The organism is Mucilaginibacter gossypiicola (assembly GCF_900110105.1).
In the GTDB taxonomy this organism is placed as follows: domain Bacteria; phylum Bacteroidota; class Bacteroidia; order Sphingobacteriales; family Sphingobacteriaceae; genus Mucilaginibacter; species Mucilaginibacter gossypiicola.
In genome coordinates this window covers 15,736-36,240 of sequence record NZ_FOCL01000009.1, presented here as the reverse complement: position 1 = coordinate 36,240, position 20,505 = coordinate 15,736, and the positions used below count along the sequence as shown (strand labels likewise).

Here is a 20,505-nt window from a genome sequence, read left to right as displayed (position 1 = left end):
GATTTTTGTGATCGTTTTTCATATCATAATTCCATTTTTACACCCAGGGTATATGTTCTTGGTATGGGCAGGCCATAACCCGTATCATAGCCATCGTAGTTTACCAATTCAGGATCCTGACCGGTGTAAGGTGTTATGGTGAACACATTATTTGCCGTGGCATATACATAGAACCTGGTTAGCTTGATTTTCTTTAACCGCATGGCTTTGGTTAGGTCATACCCGATAGAAACTGTTCTTAATTTCAGGAATGAGGCATTTTCAAGAAAAAGGTCCTGATCAACGCGATAGGGGATAACGGTGCTCCATGGATTATACAGTGGGTATTTGCTGTAGTCGCCGCGTTTTTCCCAAAAGGTGATCTCTTTAACAGAGTTTACATCGCTGTTCCCTTCCCTGTTAATAAAATCAAACCGGTTGGCCATTTCCTGGTGTATAAGGTCGCGCCCCAGGTTGAAATACAGGTTGATATTTAAGTTCCAGTTGCCATATCTGAAATTATTATCATATCCGCCCGAAATTTTGGGTAAAGAATGCCCCTTTAATACCTTATCGTTATTGTCAATTACATTGTCGCCATTGATATCGCGCCATCTTGGGTCGCCGGCATGCAGGGCAATGCCATTGTACTTAAGCGGCTGCCCGTTTACAACAGGTATTTCGCTTTCCGATTTATAAATGCCATCATTGATCAGTAACCAATACTGATCAATCGGGCTGCCCACCTTTAAAAGCTTATCATCAACAATGATTTGATTTAAGCCTCTTGGCAAAGCTTTAAGCTTATTGATATTATGATTTAGATTTAAGGAGGATGTCCATCCAAACCTGGTGTTTTGAACGATATTGGCTGATACAGAAACGTCTATACCGGTATTATTTACAGCCATGCCGCTTTCGATAGACTGTTTATAACCATACTCGGCAAAAGCAGGGATGCCTATGAGTAGATTCTTTTCCTGTTTCAGGTACCAATCAACCGAAAGGTGTAAACGGTTATTCAGGAAGCCGGCATCCGTACCTATATTAAGCTGGTTGGAATACGACCATGGTATGCCGTAACCGATCCACCCGGTAGAGTAGGGCCTGGTAAGTACACCAAATGCGTTGTAGCCAGGTACGGTTAAGTTTCCGGTATAGCCTACCGATGCGGTATATTGAGGGCCCTGCGCATAATTATCAAACGCGTTAAGGCGACCGATCCTGCCGGCGCTTGCCTTCAAAATAAGATCATTGATGATCGTACTGTTATTTAATACCTCTTTCTTAATGTTCCAGGCTGCAGATATCACCGGCGAATAAAACCACCGGCTGGTAGGCTGCGCGTTTGACGAGCCATCTGCACGCACCGTTGCCGAAAGGAAGTACTTTTCTTTAAATGAATAATCGGTTTTTGCATAAAATGAAACCAGGTTATGCTTGATTTTATCCAGGAAACGGAAGGTTAACTCCCGCGGAAATGCGGTAGGGTTAAGATAATTGGGATTATCAGACCCGTCGGGGTTTTTGGGGTTTGAATCCAGTAGGTCAATCTTAATATAATCATTTACGCCCTTGTATGCGTAGGCATTACTGTATTTGTAAATATCCCACTGCGTTGATTGCCCAAGCTCAAAATGAAAGTCGTTTACTTTGTTGATTGTCAGATCATAAGTTGCCCTGTTATCGGCCATTATTCTTTGACTGGACCCAAAGTAATTGGAAGCATAGCTGTTGCCTTGCAAAAGGGTACGTGCATAAAACACGTCGCGGTAGCCTTCGTTATAATCTACATTGAAAGTGGTTACGAATTTGAACCTTCCCAAATCAAGGCCTATTTTGGCATAGCCATCAACGATATTGGTTTTGTTATTATCGAAGCCTTTTTTGTACTGCGCCAGGTAGTCGGCATAATACTCTTTGTTGGGGGGCAGTGGGGCACTGAGATCGGGGAAGTAATTGATCTGGGCAAATCTGTCGCGAAGATATTTATTACGTTGCCTGTCGAGCCGGTTGGCATTTACCATGGTCGAAAAAAGGAGCCATTTGAGAGGCTTCATGTTAATGTTGAACATCGCGCTATAACGGTTTAGCACAGTTCCATCAGCAATGCCGTTATTCTTCAGATCACCCAACGAGAAACGGAAGTTAGCACGATCTGTTCCCCCGGAAATACCAAAGTTTATACCGTATACTACCGCGTTACGATAGTAAAGGTCGCTCCAGTCAGATTTTCCACTATAAACATTATTTAATGAGTCGCTCAGGTAAATAGGATAGTTTTCATCGTCCGAATACCTGCCATTGGTAGTATAAAGGTCATAAAAACGCTGCCTGAAAGCATTTTCATATTTACCGTTTATTGTAGTTACATGAGGGCGCTGCGCTAAACCTATATACGAGTCAAAAGTGATGCTTTTGGCAGCAACAGGGGTTTTAGAGGTTAAAACGATAACACCATTAACTGCACGCGGTCCGTAAACCGCGGTAGCCGACAGGTCTTTTAATACCTCAACCGAGGCAATGTTATTCATATCAATACCAGCAAATGGGTTGGTTGCGGTTCCCATCCTGTTATAGTCATATAGCTGTATATCATATGCAAACGGGTGTTCTGTTACCAGTGGAATACCATCCAGCACAACAAGTGGCTGCGACTGGTAAACATCCCGCGGAGAGAGAAGCGGCATGGGCACGCCTCTAATAAACATATTTTGCATGCTGCCAGGCTCGCCCGATGGTTCCTGCACGTAAAGCCCTGCAAATTGTCCTTTTAAAAGTTGCTGCAGGGAAGCCGCCGGAAATTTAGATAGCTCATAAGGCTTTTTGGTAACACTATCTGCCAGCTTATTATAAAGGGTATGCCTGATAATAATATTTATGCTGTCTTTTAATAATGAATCTTTTGCCGTTGTATCCCGACGGATGTGAGGCTTGTTATAAAAAGCAGGATCAGGACGTTTTACCTTACTTTTTTTACCCTCATTTCCCTTAGCTAAGCTTGTAAGTGCATTTGTGGTAATTGCTGCGAAAACCACAAAGCACAGCCATAAGTATCGCATAATGAATGGATCTTTTAGTTTGTGAAATAAAATTTTTGATTTAACGGCCACATGCTGCTGTGCCTGCAAATGAGTTATGCAGATAACATGCGCCCTTACATTAAGAGGTGCGTAATTCTTTCTTCATAGTGTTGATTTACAAGCGAAAAGAACAAGAAATCAAAAATAATCTGCAGGAATATCTTTGATAGCGGCGCATAGTTATGCCCCCTCGGATTTATCATTAAAAATGACAATGCACAAGTGTTCTTTTCACTTTTGGTGATTAGGTTAAATAATAAAAGTCTTGAAGCCTAAAATCTCAACAGGAGATTTTTTCGATGGCGCAGCCTTATCAGATGATAGGTTTCTGAAGGACGAGGTACAGGTAAATCAGGTTTTTCATGTCAGTGATATTGGTTAATATATTTAATTACGTAAATCTCGAAACAAGCAGGTCAGGTGGCTTAAACGATTAAGAAGTAATGTATTTTAATAACTGGTTTTAACAAATATAATTAACAAAAACGTTTTACCAAGTAATATCATGAAAATATTAAATTTTTGCTATTTCAAATGGTAACAATCGATCACAATTGAAAAAATGTTAAAAAAAGCAGTAGAATGTTAGACTTTTTTGACAATATATCATGAAATGTGTCATGTGAAATCCTGATAAAATGCTAAAACGATGTTCCTGAAGATTAAAAATCTGTCATGAAATGTAAGATTTACATTTTTAGTTAAAACATAGTAGCCCACGCTTCATGTTTCCGGTATTGATAAACCCTGCCTTTCACTACAACGAAATAATCAGTCATTACCGAGATAGTTATAAAATGTACAATTATTAGCATAATGAATCCAACATCTGATGACGCTGAGAACATAGCTTTGTTTTTAACCAAGGGCCCGTTGAATTTATTCATCTATAAACCATGAACTTATGCGATTGTTAATTCTGTCTCTTTTTATTTCTGGATTTTTTTTGAATGCAGGGGCGCAGCAGAAGCCGCTCCGTGTTATGATGATCTTCGCGCATCCCGATGAAGGTGAAGTGTATACCGGTGGTACGGCGGCTTTATACACGCAGATGGGGCATCAGGTGAAATTTATGTCGCTCACCAACGGAGATGCAGGGCATTGGCAGGAAAAGCCAGAAGTGCTGGCCAAAAGACGTTACCAGGAAGCAATGAATGCTAAAAAGATCCTTAACCTGGCAGATTATGAGGTATTAGATTATCACGATCAGCAATTAAAAAACACCAAAGAGTCGCAAGGGAAAGTGATCAAAAGCATAGAAGCATTTAAGCCTGATGTGGTGTTCACTTTTTATCCCGCAGAGGGCGGCCATATCGATAATATGACTGCCGGATACATTGTGCGCGATGCCGCGAAGAACCTGAAAATGGAGAAACTCCCGGTGTTCCTTTATGTGCGTGATTTTTACACACATACTTTCTCTTATATCCCAGACATTGCTTTTAGCACCGACAAGGTTTGGGAAACAAAACTGGCTGCATGCGGCGCTCACAAAACACAGGTTGAAGAAGCAATTCCGCATGGTATGGGCATACTGGAAGAGGTGCGAAAAGACCCTGCAAAGCAAAAACAATTAATTTACGATAATACCTACGCGTACAGTAAAGTGTTTCCGTCTTACATTTATACATTGGAGAAATGGTGCGGAAAGGAAGCTGCATCTGAAGTAAAATATGCTGAGGCATTTGAAATAGCCGAGTTTGGAAGGCAGGTAAGCGAAGAGGAACTGATGAAACTTATGCCAATGCTCGGGCACGCTCATGTAGTGCCCAGGTAAAAGCTGGTTAATGTATTGCAGATTGCTGCCGGGGGAGCCATTACATGGAAAAGAGAATGAAGACAAAAATGCAATGTAAATGATGTAGTAATAGAACGTAGATAATCCCGGCACAGGCATTTCGGGAATAGTTCCTTCGGCGATTGCTGAAGGAACTAAATCCGTTGAAGGAAAAGCAATATGCTTTGACGTAATTAAATGGTACCAGGCAGCATCTGTACCAAAAATCCGTAAGGAGTTTTATCAGTAAACAATATTCCCTTTTTGTATTAGTGACCTTACAGGAGATATTCTTGATACCGCTTCAGCCGAACAACTGGCATCAACAAGAACCAGGTCGGCCACATCCCCTGCTTTAGGCCATTGCTGCACTCCTTTATCATCTAATGGAAGCACACCTGCGGTAGCCAGTTTCAAACTCCTTGATAGTAAAAATTCTGTAGAATAGCCATAAAGCTGTGCCATAAGATTAGCCTTCTGCAATACACTTCCACTTCCCCAGGTATTCCAGTGGTCTATAATACTGTCGTTGCCGGTGAGTACTGTAACGTTGTGTTTGTGCAAGGTAGGTATCGGCATAATTAGTCCGCCAAAAGGTATAGTAGATACAATGCCAACATTGGCAGCTGCCAATTGTTCCGCAATTTCTTCCTGCTTTGCAGCTTCCAGTTTCCCTAAAACAAAACAGTGGCTTATATATGTTTTTTTCTTTAAAACAGGGTTTTCATTTATTTTTTTAATAAGATATTCCACCGTTTTTAAACCTGAATCTCCCGACTCGTGCAGGTGTATATCTATCCCTTTATTGTTATCCAAAGCCAGCTGAACCGTGAAATCAATTGTTCTTTCGATTGAGCCATCTATACTATATGGGTCAACCCCGCCAATAAAATCAATATCCATTTGCGCGGCTTCCCTTAAATAAGGAACCGAATCTGTATAGAAAACGCCGTGCTGCGGAAAAGCTACCAGTTCTGCCCCAAAACTGTCCTTCTTATTTTCAAGCGCTTTTTGCAGGTTTTTAAGCGATTGCAACTTTGAAGTAGGTTCGATATTTACATGGCTTCTGGCAAATGCCGACCCTTTTGATTGAAGCAGCTCAATCAGTTTCTCTGCATGCTCCGTTGAGGTTTTCAGCATACCGGGCAGAATTTGCTGCTCTAATGCAATCATGCCTTTTACACCACCCGTTCTTTTTTTTGTTGCCTGCCAGTGCCCGCCATAAAAGGTTTTGTCGAGATGGATATGCATGTCTTTGAAGGCGGGTAGCATCAGCAGTCCGTTTGCGTCAACGGCATTGGAGTCATTTGGCGTATTGGCCGATATGCTTTTTATTTTTCCATTGCTGATGGAAATAGAAAACAGCTCCGTTTTTGTATGAACTACTTCGTTATCTTCATATTCAAACCCGGTTTCTAACCTTACATTTTTTAAAGTATAGGTTTTCCCCGCATGTTTGTTCTCCTGGCTTTCGCTTTGTTGTGCCTGGGCACCCCGGGCATTCAATACTCCGGGTACTAAAGCCATGCCTGCAAAACATAATCCTGATTTTTTTAAAAAATCCTTACGTGACATTTCCGGTTTCTGCATAGACTGAAATTATTTATACAAAAATAATCCGCAACTATTCTTGCCACGTGTAGGATTCATGCCAACTCTTGAAAGATTTATTACAGTTTTGGTTTTAGTGATAAATCTTTCAAGCATCAGGATAGATTTCGCAAATAGATGGTTAAAAACATGCCGTACTTTGCCGCGGGGAGCCGCAAAATATATCAGCGTTGTCTTATCGAAGCAGATACTATAAAAACTAATATGGAAAATCAAACATATGTGCTAAAAAACGTTTTGCTTGAAACGGGTTTTGAATACGAGGGAGATGAAGCGAAAGGAACAAAAACTGCGCTCTTTTGCATTGAGGTAGATAAGGGGAAAATAGCAAACATCAAGCCTAATGATCTCAACATAAATGGAGTAGATGCCAAAGGCAGGCTTATGCTGCCCGCCTTTAAGGATATGCACGCCCACCTGGATAAGATGCTTTTTGGCTTGCCCTGGCAGGCGGTTTCGGCTAAAAGACGAACGGTAAAGGACATGATTGCGTACGAGCAAAAGATGATTCCCGAATGGCTGAAAACCTCCGTGGAGCGTACCGAAAAGATGATCGACTTTCTGCATTCGTATGGTACGCATTTTATCCGGTCTCATTTTAATATTGAACCGACTTCGCGATTGGACTCGTTGTACCACCTGGAAGAAGCTTTACAAAACAAGAAAGAGACATTGGATGCTGAATTGGTTGCCTTTCCGCAGCATGGCATCTACTATACCCAAACAGAACCCCTTTTGAAAGAAGTTGCCCGAATGGATTCTGTAACTTTTATAGGGGGCGTTGATCCTTATTCCATTGACGGCAGTATTGAAAAGCCGATGGAGCTTATTACGCAGCTTGCGCTCGACAACAACAAAGGCATTGACATTCACCTGCACGAAAGAGGTGAAAGCGGCATAAAAACGATCGAATTCCTGATTGATAAAGCACTCGAAAATCCCGGGCTAAAAGGAAAGACATACGTTAGTCACGCTTTTGCGCTGGGGCACCTAAGCGCGGCAGAAACAGAAAAAATTGCAGAACGCCTTGCCGGCGCGGGTGTCGGGATTGTATCTTCCGTACCATTCTGGGGTACTATCATGCCTATTCCAACCCTCAGGAAATATGGCGTGGAGGTACTGGTGGGCAACGATAATATACAAGATCACTGGAGCACTTTTGGTTCGGGGAATATGCTTCAGAAAGCACATCTGATTGCAGAGCTTTATGGTTACACTACCGAATGGGAATTGTCAAGAACTTTGGCCTTTGCAACACGCTACGTGCTTCCGTTAGATGATCATGGAAGTCAACAATGGCCTAAGGTTGGAGATAATGCAGACGCGGTGTTGTTAGATGCTTCCTGTTCGGCAGAAGCTGTCGCCCGTATCTCGCCGGTTAAATCATTAATTCATAAAGGCAACATCGTATTTTAACGGTCGCGGTTTTTATCTCTTTTAATAAATTTGCTATATTTCAAATAGAAAGAAGATCCGCCGGTGAGCAAACCTGATAACTACAAACACATTCCTGTTCTCGGGATCCAGGAGTTTAGAAAAGAGCAACTGGCAGGGAGGGAGGAGTTGCTTTTTAACGAACTGCTTGGAGAAAAGCATATCGATCAACCTCACCGGCATGATTTCTTTATTATCATGTTATTCGATAGCGCCCAAGGTGTACATAGTATTGATTTTCGTGACTATCAGATAGGGGATAAACAAGTGCATGTATTATTTCCGGGCCAGGTACATAGCTGGCATATGAAGCTTGATACTACCGGTTACCAGTTAATGGTGCACCATAACTTCCTTAAGCATTTTGCGCCCTATTTCCGTTTTTCATTCACGAATTATATTAACCATCCGGTGATTCCGCTGAGCGATAGTAATTTCAGTTTGTTGAAGTATGAGTTTACTGCAATTAAAGATGAATTAAAAACGGGCAACTCACTTCCGGAACTTATCAGCGCCAGGGCTGCGGTCATAGCAGCTATAGTTAGTAAGGAGGCCGAAACTGTTTTTACAGATTATAAGGTATATCAATCCCGCCCAAGGCTTGCGAAATTCCACATGCTGGTCGATCAGCACTTTAAAGAGGAAAAACTGGTCGCTTTTTATGCTTCCCAACTCAATATATCTGCCAATTATTTAAATATCCTCTGCAAGCGCAACCTTAAAATATCCGCGACTCAATTGATCCAGCAACGGGTTTTGCTGGAAGCAAAACGTCTTCTGCACTCAACTGATTTCTCAATAAAAGAAATCGCTTTTCAACTTGGTTTTGTAGACAATGCTTATTTCTCCAACTTTTTTAAAACTCACACCGGAACTAAACCCACGGAGTTTAGAGAGAAATAAATAATTTAAGTTGGGTAGTTTCAAAGGTTTAGTGGCTTGAGAATCAAAAGATCGGAGCCGTGCCAAAGTTGTTAAAACGAAAAGTTGGATTGTAATTGGCTGGCGAATAGATTTTTATTGGCATAAAAAAAGCCAACAAATATTTGCTGGCTTTTTAAGTAGCGGGGAGCAGGATCGAACTGCCGACCTTAGGGTTATGAATCCTACGCTCTAACCATCTGAGCTACCCCGCCGTTTTTATTTTATGGCTCTTTTTATGGTTGGTAAAAAGAGTGGCTTTGCTTTAAAACAAGTGGCCGTCCCTAAAAAGGTTTGCAAATATAGTAGAAATTCGTTTTCTTTAGAAAAAATGTTTCATTTTTAGTTTTATTCCTCTTTTTTAAGTGTAAACCGAATGTCCGAAAAGAAAAAATTTACCATTGAATACGAGATAAAGTCATCTCCGCGTATCCTGTTCAGCTTCTTAAGCGAGCCTAATGGCTTGTCTCAATGGTTTGCCGATGAGGTTAATATTCGTGACCATGTTTATACTTTTACATGGGATGATGAGTCGCAAAAAGCCAAACTTTGCTCAGTTAAGGAAAACAAATCCGTACGTTTTAAATGGCTTGATGATGATGCGCAGTATTATTTTGAAATGGAAATACTGCAGGATGAGCTTACCAATGATGTAGCGCTCGCCATCACTGATTTTGCATTAGAAGATGCCATTGCAGAGCGAAAGCTGATTTGGGATAACTCTATCGATTACCTCATAAGTGTATTAGGCGCCTGATAAAACTTTATTTTAGCTAATTTTGTACGCTGAACTGTTTTTGCACGTTAATGGGTTTTAACTGTGCCCTCAACTGTTTTTGCCCTGTTAATTGCAAATAGCACTAATGAAGAAGATCCACCTTTTACTCCTTAAATCATTCATAAGGCCCTTTTTGGTTACGCTTTTCATCGTGATGTTTGTATTGCTGATGTTGTTTTTGTTTAAATACATTGACGATCTTATTGGCAAAGGCTTTGCATGGTATACCATACTGGAGCTCATGATGTATAATTCGGCAACCAACGTTCAGATGGCTTTGCCGTTATCGATACTGCTGTCGACTATTATGACTTATGGTGCACTTGGTGAAAATTATGAGCTGGTAGCAATCAAAGCTGCCGGTATTTCATTAAAGCGCGCCATGTACCCCATGATCGTCATCATTACTATCCTTAGTGTTGCTGCGTTCTTTTTTTCGGACTATATGCTGCCGGTAGCCAACCTGAAATATTATTCGCTGCTGTATGATGCACGTAAGCAGAAATCGGCCGATCTGCTGCCTGAGGGGGTGTTCAGTACCAGCTTTCCCGGCTACACAATCCGTGTAAAACGTAAAGACCCTGACGGGCAGCGTTTGTACGATATCATGATCTATCAAAAAAGCCTGAACGGTGATAACAACAATACAGTAATTTTGGCCAGGGAAGGTACCATGTTCCGTACCATGGGCGACAAATACCTGGTATTGCGTTTAAAGGATGGGGTTAGATATGAAGAAACCGCTTCCGAGAACGCAACCTATAACACCCGGCAGCGCCTGCTTCGTCAGCGCTTTAAGGAAACTGAAACCAAGTTTGATCTTTCGGGTTTTAAGCTTGCCCGTACTAATGAAAGCGAGTTTAAAACAGCATCGCAGATGATGAATATCAGGCAATTGCGCCATTATCTCGATTCGTCTCAGCATTCTGTTGATAGTAATGTAATGGTGAATTATAAACTGGTTACACCATATATCAAATACTATTCAATACCCACACAATCAAAGGCTATTAAAAATTATAAGACGTTTGACCCTAAAAAAGATGCCTTTCAGGGCCTTTCCTTATCCGAGCAGCAAATGAGTTTAAGCAGTGCCGCTTCTGAAATAAGGTCGATCAAGGACGTGATCAAAAATCGGAGCGACAGGTATAAAGGCGATTCGGAAAACATCCGCAGATATTTTGTAGAGTATCAGAAAAAATATAACCTTTCTGTTGCCTGTTTGGTACTGTTTTTAATTGGCGCACCATTGGGCTCCATCATCCGTAAGGGAGGTTTGGGTTTACCGGTAGTGGTTTCGGTAGTGTTTTTCCTCATCTACTATATCATTACCACCATCGGCGAAAAATCAGTTAAAGGTGGAGATATTAATAAGTACCTGGGGATGTGGATTTCTATTATTACGTTGTTGCCCATAGGTTTATTCCTTTCGTATAAGGCGGCTACAGATTCGGCTTTGTTTGACATGGAGATTTACAAGCGTTTTATAAATCGTGTAACGGCAAAATTTAAGGCCAAGGCAACCCGCCACACGCATTAGCGGTATATTTAATAAACGCCATATTATAACAAGGAATATCATTTTACACAACGCCGACCCAAGTCATGGTAATATGCGTTAAATTTGATTTAGATTAAACAAGCGTTTAGGCGCTACCCAACAAGGAAGTAAATAATGTTAAACACCATACAGGAAGCGATTGAAGAAATCAAAGCAGGTAAAACAATTATCGTAGTTGATGACGAAGATCGTGAAAACGAGGGCGACTTTTTAACAGCCGCCCGCAATGCCACCCCCGAAACAATCAATTTCATGGTTCGCCATGGCCGCGGTCTGGTTTGCGCCCCTATTACAGCGCAACGGGCACGTGAGCTTGATCTGATGCCGATGGTAAGCCACAATACCACATCACACGAAACTAATTTTACAGTTTCTGTGGATTTGCTTGGTCATGGCTGTACTACAGGCATTTCTGCAAGTGACAGGTCAAAAACCACCCTTGCGCTTATTGATCCGGCTACTAAGCCCGAAGATCTTGGTCGCCCGGGACATATTTTTCCACTGATAGCTAAGGATGGCGGTGTATTGAGGCGTACCGGGCATACCGAAGCGGCTATTGACCTGGCTGTTTTAGCCGGAATGGAACCCGCAGGCGTTATCTGCGAAATTATGAAGGAAGATGGCGAAATGGCCCGTTTGCCTGATTTGCTGGAGATAGCTAAAGAATTTAACCTCAAAATTGTATCAATCAAAGATTTGATCGCTTACCGTTTGGAGCATGAATCAATGGTAAAACGTGAGGTTGCAGTTAAGATGCCTACCGAATGGGGCGATTTTGATATGATAGCCTACACACAGGTTGATACCGGCGAAAATCACCTTGCCCTGGTAAAAGGCACCTGGGAGCCCGGTGAGCCTATTTTGGTTCGTGTGCATAGCTCATGTATGACGGGAGATATTTTTGGCTCATGCCGTTGCGATTGCGGTCCGCAGTTGCATAAAGCAATGGAGATGATCAGTAAGGAAGGGAAAGGTGCTATAGTTTATATGAACCAGGAAGGCCGTGGTATTGGCCTGATCAATAAATTAAGAGCGTATCACTTGCAGGAAAACGGCTACGATACCGTTGATGCCAACCTGAAGCTTGGCTTTAAAATGGACCAGCGTGATTATGGTATAGGCGCGCAGATCCTGCGCAGCCTTGGTATTACCAAAATGCGCCTGATGAGCAACAATCCTAAAAAACGTGCCGGCCTTATCGGCTATGGTTTGGAGGTAGTTGAAAATGTGCCTATCGAAATTGCATCAAACCCACATAATGAAGCTTATCTGCGCACCAAGCGAGACAAGATGGACCATGCCATTATGCGTGATCATTGATTTTTTTGAAGCTTAAAGCTCAAGGCTAAAAGCCGAAAGCGAAATAAATAATTTTATAATAAAAGGCTTAAAGCGATCTGCTTTAAGCCTTTTATTATGTATTTCGTGAGAAGTCGTTTTAAAAATGGTTCAACAAAACTGATATATCCCCAACGTCATTGCGAGGCACGAAGCAATCCCTTACTTTACAGAGCGGACTTGCATGGCTCCTCTGCCAGTTGGGGATTGCTTCGTGCCTCGCAATGACGTTTTTTTATTTTTAAACTGAAAGACTTTTGGCTTTCAGCTTTCTGCTTTCAGTTTACTGGTCATCATCTTCATCCGGTTTGGTTGCCGGAGTTGTGGTTGATGTGGGAATTGGTGCAGGATTAACCGGTGTAGTTTTGCGGCGGCTTTGCCTGAATATATTGCGGATAAACTCTCCAAAAGTGTCAAAATCACGTTGATAAACCAAACCAAAGCCATTAACATATTGCGGGGCCAGCACGTCTGTGAGGCTGCTTAGTGTTACGTTATTCAAGGCTCGGTACGAGTAACGTGCCGTTAAGTTACCATCGCGGCGTATTTTATACAGCGCCTCAAAGTCTTTGGTTAGGTTATTAAACCGCTGATTAAACAGGTTGCTGTTATTATTATTGAAAATATCGTTTGACCCGTTGTTGCTGAATAAGCTTCCGTTAAATGATAACCTGCTGTCAAAGAAACGCAACGAAGCACTTGCCTCATTAAAAGAACGGATATTTAAATCGAAATTTTTGATGTTTGATTGCGAAATCAGGCTGTTAAGCTTATTAAATGCAAATTCGCTCACGGCTTCGCCTGCAGTTCCCAACACCTGGTTGGTTAAATTGTTACTGTTTGATGTAAAGTTACGGCGTACAATAATACTGATAGCCTGCTGGCTCCTGTTATTCGCGTCGGCAAGGTAAGTAGCCAGATCGTCCTTAACCGATGGGTCGGTAGGGAAGTTAAAGTCAAAATCGATATTGGGCTGTAACAGTGATTTGGTGAGGATCAGTTCGGCCTGTACCAGCGTTTGCTGCCCGGAGGTTGGGGTTTGTAAACCGGCAGCAGTATATAACGGCGCTTTGCTGGTACGTACCTCATAAAGGGCTTTAAGGTTTATCTCGGCATTTGAAGGGTTGCCCGTCCACCTGATCGTACCACCCTGACTTACCGTAAAGTTTTTACTGATGAAGTTTTTGGCAGTAAACTCAAACTTACCCGAGGATATTAAAAAGTCACCATACATCTCAAAATCGCCCAGGCTGTTAATATTCAGCTTTAAGTTGCGTGCTACACCACTACCTTCCAGCTGACCATAATCTGTAGCTATTTTTACGATTGTTTTTTCGTCGGCGCTTAAATCAAAATTTAGGGTAACGCCATTAAATGCACGTACTTTAGGTGCAACTTTGGCGGTATCACTGTGACTTACAAACTTAATGAAATCGTAGTCGTTGGCGGTTGAAGAGGTGTTGAGCGGGATATTAAATACTGTTCCGGCGTTAGTGCTGGCGGTAATATCAATCTTCATGTTATCAACCGGGCCGTTGAAATTAAACGTGCCTGTACCATAGGCTGTACCAAAATAAAGGTGATTATCTTTAAACGTGGTATTCAGGGCCATCAGGTTATCAGCCTTAAGACTAACATTAATATCCGGGTTCGACAGATTATTCAAATCCACAGTGCCGTTGGCGGTGCCTGTGCCTTTATGAATATCCTTCAAAACCATGTCCTTAATGCTAATGATGCTGTTGTTTACATCCAGTTTATTATTAACAGTGTAGGCTGTTTTTAAGTAGTTAACGGTAAGGCCGGTGTTAATAAGGGTAACAGAACCATTAAGCTGAGGATTTGACGGTTTGCCCGTAAGCTTCAGATCGGTTGAAACGTGTCCCTTTACGTTCGAAACCAGGTCTTTGATAAAGGGCTCAAATATGATGGCTTCGGTTTGGTTCATCTTGATATCAAAATCAAGGTTATCATCGGTTTCCTTGCCAAAAGAGTAAGTACCTCCAATGTTCATGGTTTCGAGTCCCCGGTTAATGATATTCATATTAATATCGGCCTGTTTACGATCATTACCAAGTGTGGTAACTAATTTTACATTGCCCACCAGCGTTTTATTCATGGTAAGTGAATCAACGGTTAGGTGTGAGTCGATACCCGGCGATTTGAGTACCGAGGTCATTTTAACATCGCCATCCAGATAGCCCTTTAAGTTTACGCCCGAAGTGCGTGTAAGCTGGTTAAACGTACGCATGTTGAACTTTTGGAACGAAAGCTTTAGCTGATCGGCAGGGTTATCAGATATAAACCCATCAATAAATACCTTTTGCGGTCCGTTGGAAAGCTCAAAGCCCGATACCTGGGTTTTGCCGTCCAGTAAACGGATTCGTACCTGTTCCTGGATCTTCCATTTCTCTTTTTCCAGTATTACATCTGATGGAAGCAGTTTTAGCTTGGCGGTGGTATCGCGGCCAAATTCAACCAGGCCGTAAAGATCCAGCTGGTTAACTGCGTTTTTATCGGAGAGTTTAACGTTAAAGTTAAGACTGTCGTTTTTCAGGAAGTTGGTGATGTTGATATCCTTAATGAAAAGGCTATCGGTAAGGTCAATCCGTCTTAGCGACAAGTTGAGGCCCAGCATGCTTTCGGTGGTGTTTTCGTCGATAATGAAATCATGGAAAACGGTTTTGCCGTATTTAAGTGTTTTGATATAGCCCGACAATGTAGCTGTTTTCTTCTCCGAGTTAAATTGCCCGACAAAGGTTCCCTGGTCGGGAATTTTCAGATCGGGCAGGAATATGGCCGTAAGCGGATCGAGGTTTTTCAGGTTCAGGTTAAAATCAAACTCCTCAGGCTTGGGCGGTACAATTGTTGTTTTAATGGATGGGATATATTTTTTAACAATGGTTTTAAAATACGATGGCAGCGTTGCCAGGTCATACTTACCCTTGATACTGCCATCCGCAAAATCAGATTTTAAAGCGATAGTACGGTTGTTGCCAATGCCTTCGGCCGACAGATAAAGAGAATCGACAGCATAATTGTTCCGCGGATCGACTACCCTTGCCGGCGAAAACAGAATATTGCCCTGTAAGTTAGCCAGGTCATCGCCTTTAAACTGAGTTTTAAGCAGTGTGCTTATAGTTAAAGTATCTTTAGTGAAGCCGAGTTTATTCAGATTAGCGTCTTTGATATCGGCAGTAAGGTCATAGGTTGGCAGGGTAGGCCTGAGGTCAACTTTGCCTTTCAGGTCAAGCTTTACATTTCTGTCGTTGATGGTTATATGTGCATTGGCCAGCCTGTTTATAAAAGTGCCGTTAAGGGTAAGTTTATTATAAGTATAACCTGAATAGGTAACTGAAGCTATTTTGGCATCAATCTTTTCGGTAAGGCTTTTAAGCTGGTCGCCGCTGCCTGTAATAGTTGATGAAAATGTGGTACGGCCCAGATCTTTTTCATCAATCAGAGTACCCATATCAAATGCATAGGTATTGATCCTGCCGCTATAGCTTGGGCGGCTGTTTTTGTCGATTTTAAGATTGATATCTGAATCAAAACGACCGAGTGCAGTTTTAAAAACACCGTAAGCCACAAAATCATTTTGAGAACCGGTAAACCTGCCGGTGAAATTGAAATTGCCGAATTTAGAAAGTATGGCCGGGGCTTTATCTGTTGGCGTTCCCGAAAAATGGCTAATCAGGTAATCAAGGTCTTTTTTATTAGAGGCAACCTGGTCAAATTTTAGTTCGAGGAAAGCGTTGTCCCAATCGGTAAGGTTGTGCAGGTTAAAATCACCTTTAACAAAAGTGGCCTGTCCGCCGGTAATGGTTACTTTTTTGGCTTTAAGGTTGTTTACATAGCCTTTGGCCTGTCCATCTATGCCCAAATCAAAGCTTACTTTTTTAAGTGCCCCTGTAAAGTAAGCGATATCTGATGACGAAATGTGTGATGATTTAAAGTTGGCATCCATGTGCACCCTATCCTCAAAATCGTCAAAGTCATCAAATGATTTAAATTTCATCCAAAAGAAATCTTTCAGGTCTGATCGGGGTGTTTGAATGGCCAGGTGTTTCAACAAAATCTGGTTGGTATCTATCGTGGCATCCGATGCAAAGTGTTTTACCGTAAAGCCACTTTTTTCATGCAGGCTCAGGCTTTTGATATTGCCTTTAAACAGGTGGCTTTTTAAATCCATGCCCTGTATCTCTGTGCTGAAATGCTGCACGTCCAGGTCGTTAAAGTTAACGCCGGCTATCACCGTATCACGCAGGCTGTTCTTGTACCTGAAATGGAAGTTGTTGATGGTTATGGTGCCGAAGTTTAGTGTCCACGGCTTGCTCTCCGGCTTTTTGGTTGTATCGCCCGAGTTAAAATAATCAATAACAAAAGCAAGATTGGTGGTGCTGTCCTTTTGTTTTTTAAGATAGAAGGAGCCATTATCCAGTTCGATATTGGCAAAGTTGATGGTACGGCGTTTAATGCTGCTGAAAAGGTAAAAATCATCAATATCAACAGCCAGTTTGGGTGTACTTAGTATAGTGTCTTGTTTCTTATCTAAAATATAAAGCCCTTCAATTACTACCGAGCGGAATGGCCTGATATAAAGGCTCTGAATGCCAACTTTTGTCTTCAATTCGCCGGCAAGGTAATCTGCTGCCTTTTTTGCAGCCCAGGTTTGTACCGGCTTAAACTGAAACGTGAGTAAAAGTATGCTCAATGTCAATAAAATGAACAATACCAGGCCCAGGAATATTTTGAGTACTTTTTTAATAACTTTGCACCTTTAATTAGTGAGTTAGCGAATTAGTGAGTTAGTGAATTTTTCTCCATCCCTATACAATTATTAAGACGGATTAGTTTGCTTCTCATTAATAAATCACTAATTCACTAAATCAGTAAATCAATAATTAACAAATACGTGCCCGTAATTTTAGGAATCGAATCATCATGTGATGAAACCTCAGCTTCGGTTTGTGTTGATGGTGTGATCATGAGCAATGTTATTGCCAATCAAACCATACACGAGGCCTATGGAGGCGTTGTCCCGGAGTTAGCCTCAAGGGTTCATCAGCAAAATATTGTTCCGGCTGTTCAGCAGGCATTATTGAACGCAAAAGTAAGCAAAAATGATATTGATGCGGTAGCTTTTACACGCGGTCCGGGACTTTTAGGCTCTCTTTTAGTGGGAGTTTCATTTGCAAAGGCTTTTGCATTGGCAAAAAACATCCCGCTCATTGATATCAACCATATGCAGGCCCATATCCTGGCACATTTTATCGGCGATAAAAATCCTTCCTTCCCTTTTCTCTGCCTTACCGTATCGGGAGGGCATACGCAAATTGTGCTGGTCAAGGATTATTTTGATATGGAGATCATAGGGCAAACCCTTGATGATGCTGCCGGCGAAGCCATGGATAAAACCAGTAAAATTTTAGGCCTGCCTTATCCCGGCGGACCGCTTATTGATAAATACGCACGCCAGGGAAACCCGGATGCTTATAAGTTTCCGGAACCACAGATACCCGGGTATGACTTTAGCTTTAGCGGTTTAAAAACTTCTATCCTGTATTTTATCCGTGATAACGTGGCGCAAAACCCTGATTTTATCAGCGAGAATATGGCGGATATCTGCGCATCGGTAGAAAAGCGGATCGCTACGATTTTGCTTAACAAACTGCAAAAAGCGGCACAGGCATATGGCATAAAAGATATAGCTTTGGCGGGTGGGGTATCGGCCAATACAGGTTTGAGATTAGGCCTGCAGGGCATGACCGAAAAAAACGGGTGGAACGCTTTTATTCCTAAAATGGAATACTGTACTGATAATGCCGCCATGATAGCTATAGCAGGTTATCACAAATACCTGAAAGGCGAATTTATAGGGCAGGACGTTGCGCCGATGGCGAGGATGGCTTTTTAACCCCCCGGCCCCCTAAAGGGGGAGCTATGGAGGGATAGCTTAAGTTTAGGAGTACATATAAATAACAAATTAACATTCCCCCTTTAGGGGGGTAGGGGGCATATGAACGCATCAGGATATATTTTTTACATTGTTTTTGTTATCCCATTAATTGCCGCTATGGTTTGGCTTATACGGCAGGATAAAAAAAAGGGAAAGGTTGGACTTATTGTGCTGGCTGCATTAGTTGTTGGCGTTTTAATTTACGTTTACCTTAACCGCGAAGCGCTGAATGGTATAAGGCCGTAACATTGAACCTTATCGGCTTTTATTCATTTGCAATCATCTCTTCGTATTGCCTGATCAGTTTTTTGGTGGCCCTTGCAAGATATGCTGTCATTAATAATTGCTTCAGGTCATCGGGCGATACCGTTTCGAGCCTCACCAGCATGTATTTGTAGTTTTGATAATGCGGGGTAATAAAAAAGGTATGCGGATCAAGCGCTATCCATTTTTCCCGCTCAACGGTATGGACACCTAATAGTTCTTTTTTCTCTTTTATGCTGCAGAAAATTTTGTTATTAACATAAAAAGCAGGGTCATCAAAGCACATTTTGTGAGTAACACCTGGCAGTGGCAACAGGGTGCTTTTCATAAACTGCATAAATATTTGCATATCGGTAGCCATACTTAAAGTTAATAAGTTTTCTTAAACGCATCCAATAAAACAGTAATTTCGGGTTCAAATCAGCAAGGGCCATGAGCAGCAATAACCTCCGGAAACTATACGGCAATATCGACATCTATTTGTTCGACCAGTTGTTGAAAGGTCGTTTTGACAACTGCCATTCGGTACTTGATGCGGGCTGTGGCAACGGCCGGAACATTGCTTATTTTTTGCAGAATGGCTTTAAGGTTTATGGTGTTGATCAAAGCGAACATGCTGTTGAATTGTCTAAACGTTTATCTGCCGAACTGTGCCCTGATCATTCGCCCGATAACTTCAAGCTCGCCGCTGTCGAAAATTTGCCTTTCAGTGATGGGCAGTTCGATCTTGTAATTTGCAGCGCTGTGCTGCACTTTGCTAATGATGCTGAGCATTTTGACAGCATGTTGCGCTCACTATGGCGGGTATTGAAGCCCGGTGGTTATTTTTTTGCAAGGCTGGCATCTGATATCGGTATTGAAACATCAGTGCAGCCATTGGGTAACTACCGTTATCTGCTGCCCGACGGCTCCGAACGTTTTTTGGTAAACGAAGAGATCCTGCTTGAATACACCCGCGAGCTTGGTGCACAGCTTTATGAGCCTATAAAAACAACCAACGTTCAAAACCTGCGCTGCATGACAACCTGGTGTATACAAAAGCAATAACCGTTACTTATAGATTAGCTTTTTCTTTTTTCCTCCCGTCTACGTCATTTTCCGGTTCATCGATACAATGTTGCTATGTATCGATACACAAAGTGTTAACGGCAATTTCGTCCGAAATATTTGCGTTAAGCCTTCAATAACGGTTTAAACTGTAATTATTATTAACGCTTAACACACCACCTTATGATTATTCTGCTTTGTGGGTTATCCGGCTCTGGTAAAACTACTCTTGCCCAAAATGTTAAAATGAGGTTATCTGATACTGATATTCCTGTCGAAATTATTGATGCCGATGTATATCGCCAAAAATTATTCCCTAACCTGGGCTACACCAAGGAAGATCGTTTTGAAAACATCCGCAGACTGGGTTTTATTGCCAATAAATTATCCGGGCATGGCGTGGTAACTGTTATCAGTGCTATAAACCCTTATGATGTGATTCGCCGCGAACTGATAGCCTCCTATCCTGACGTGAAACTGATACACATTGACTGCCCGGTAAAAACATTAATGCAAAGGGATACCAAAGGACTGTATAAACGTGCATTATTACCAGAAGGGCACCCCGATAAGTTAAGTAACCTAAGCGGTGTTAATGATCCTTTCCAGATCCCATCATCGCCTGATCTGTATATCAACACTCATATTACCAGGCTAACTGATGCTACAGAGGCTCTGGCCGGGTTTATTCTTGATAACTATCAGCAGGTACAAAGCAAGCCACTACACGTAACCGGCCGTTATTAAACTAAG

General features: G+C 42.0%; 14 protein-coding genes and 1 tRNA gene. 10 read left to right on the top strand and 5 right to left on the bottom strand.

All coding sequences use genetic code 11. From position 1 onward, the window contains the following. Positions 1-23: 23 nt before the first annotated feature. The gene (locus BMX50_RS25010; RefSeq protein WP_091216951.1) at positions 24-3,041 is read right to left on the bottom strand and encodes a SusC/RagA family TonB-linked outer membrane protein; all 3,018 of its coding nucleotides are present in this window, start codon (positions 3,039-3,041) and stop codon (positions 24-26) included. Positions 3,042-3,966: 925 nt separating this feature from the next. On the opposite strand from BMX50_RS25010, the gene BMX50_RS25000 reads away from it, so the two are divergent. Continuing rightward, positions 3,967-4,839: a PIG-L deacetylase family protein gene (locus tag BMX50_RS25000; protein ID WP_091216271.1), complete on the top strand. Its 873-nt coding sequence runs from the start codon at positions 3,967-3,969 to the stop codon at positions 4,837-4,839. A 243-nt stretch (positions 4,840-5,082) separates the two neighbouring features. Here the strand turns inward: BMX50_RS25000 and BMX50_RS24995 are convergent, their stop codons facing one another. Then, positions 5,083-6,429 (bottom strand): amidohydrolase, encoded by a 1,347-nt coding sequence (locus BMX50_RS24995; RefSeq protein ID WP_091216268.1) that lies wholly within the window; start codon positions 6,427-6,429, stop codon positions 5,083-5,085. 225 nt (positions 6,430-6,654) lie between these two features. On the opposite strand from BMX50_RS24995, the gene BMX50_RS24990 reads away from it, so the two are divergent. Continuing rightward, positions 6,655-7,866 (top strand): amidohydrolase, encoded by a 1,212-nt coding sequence (locus BMX50_RS24990; protein WP_091216947.1) that lies wholly within the window; start codon positions 6,655-6,657, stop codon positions 7,864-7,866. A gap of 63 nt (positions 7,867-7,929) precedes the next feature. Next, entirely contained in the window at positions 7,930-8,787 is an 858-nt protein-coding gene (locus BMX50_RS24985; protein WP_091216265.1) for an AraC family transcriptional regulator, read from the top strand. Between the two features lie 159 nt (positions 8,788-8,946). On the opposite strand, the gene BMX50_RS24980 is transcribed toward BMX50_RS24985, so the two are convergent. Further along, positions 8,947-9,020: transfer RNA gene (locus BMX50_RS24980), tRNA-Met, on the bottom strand. A 161-nt stretch (positions 9,021-9,181) separates the two neighbouring features. Between BMX50_RS24980 and BMX50_RS24975 the strand changes: the two genes are divergently transcribed. From BMX50_RS24975 to BMX50_RS24965, 3 genes are all read left to right on the top strand, one after another. After that, on the top strand, positions 9,182-9,562 hold the full coding sequence (locus BMX50_RS24975) for an START-like domain-containing protein (RefSeq protein WP_091216262.1): 381 nt from the start codon (positions 9,182-9,184) through the stop codon (positions 9,560-9,562). Positions 9,563-9,668: 106 nt separating this feature from the next. Further along, positions 9,669-11,123, top strand: coding sequence for an LptF/LptG family permease (locus tag BMX50_RS24970; RefSeq protein ID WP_091216259.1), 1,455 nt, complete (start codon positions 9,669-9,671; stop codon positions 11,121-11,123). Positions 11,124-11,258: 135 nt separating this feature from the next. Beyond that, positions 11,259-12,464 carry a bifunctional 3,4-dihydroxy-2-butanone-4-phosphate synthase/GTP cyclohydrolase II gene (locus BMX50_RS24965; RefSeq protein WP_091216256.1) on the top strand — a complete coding sequence of 402 codons (1,206 nt, stop codon included), beginning with the start codon at positions 11,259-11,261 and terminating at the stop codon, positions 12,462-12,464. A 301-nt stretch (positions 12,465-12,765) separates the two neighbouring features. Here BMX50_RS24965 and BMX50_RS24960 read toward each other — a convergent pair whose 3' ends face one another. Then, positions 12,766-17,196 (bottom strand): translocation/assembly module TamB domain-containing protein, encoded by a 4,431-nt coding sequence (locus tag BMX50_RS24960; RefSeq protein ID WP_091216251.1) that lies wholly within the window; start codon positions 17,194-17,196, stop codon positions 12,766-12,768. A gap of 201 nt (positions 17,197-17,397) precedes the next feature. Between BMX50_RS24960 and tsaD the strand changes: the two genes are divergently transcribed. Continuing rightward, complete coding sequence (gene tsaD / locus BMX50_RS24955; RefSeq protein ID WP_091216247.1) at positions 17,398-18,399, top strand: tRNA (adenosine(37)-N6)-threonylcarbamoyltransferase complex transferase subunit TsaD; 1,002 nt, start codon at positions 17,398-17,400, stop codon at positions 18,397-18,399. A 102-nt stretch (positions 18,400-18,501) separates the two neighbouring features. Continuing rightward, a complete protein-coding gene (locus BMX50_RS24950) occupies positions 18,502-18,687 on the top strand; it encodes a hypothetical protein (protein ID WP_091216242.1) in 186 nt (61 codons plus the stop codon). A gap of 19 nt (positions 18,688-18,706) precedes the next feature. Here the strand turns inward: BMX50_RS24950 and BMX50_RS24945 are convergent, their stop codons facing one another. After that, positions 18,707-19,033 carry an MmcQ/YjbR family DNA-binding protein gene (locus BMX50_RS24945; RefSeq protein WP_167668111.1) on the bottom strand — a complete coding sequence of 109 codons (327 nt, stop codon included), beginning with the start codon at positions 19,031-19,033 and terminating at the stop codon, positions 18,707-18,709. A 104-nt stretch (positions 19,034-19,137) separates the two neighbouring features. On the opposite strand from BMX50_RS24945, the gene BMX50_RS24940 reads away from it, so the two are divergent. Continuing rightward, positions 19,138-19,752: a class I SAM-dependent methyltransferase gene (locus tag BMX50_RS24940; protein WP_091216234.1), complete on the top strand. Its 615-nt coding sequence runs from the start codon at positions 19,138-19,140 to the stop codon at positions 19,750-19,752. 183 nt (positions 19,753-19,935) lie between these two features. Beyond that, on the top strand, positions 19,936-20,499 hold the full coding sequence (locus BMX50_RS24935; RefSeq protein WP_091216230.1) for an adenylyl-sulfate kinase: 564 nt from the start codon (positions 19,936-19,938) through the stop codon (positions 20,497-20,499). The last annotated feature ends 6 nt before the right edge of the window (positions 20,500-20,505 follow it).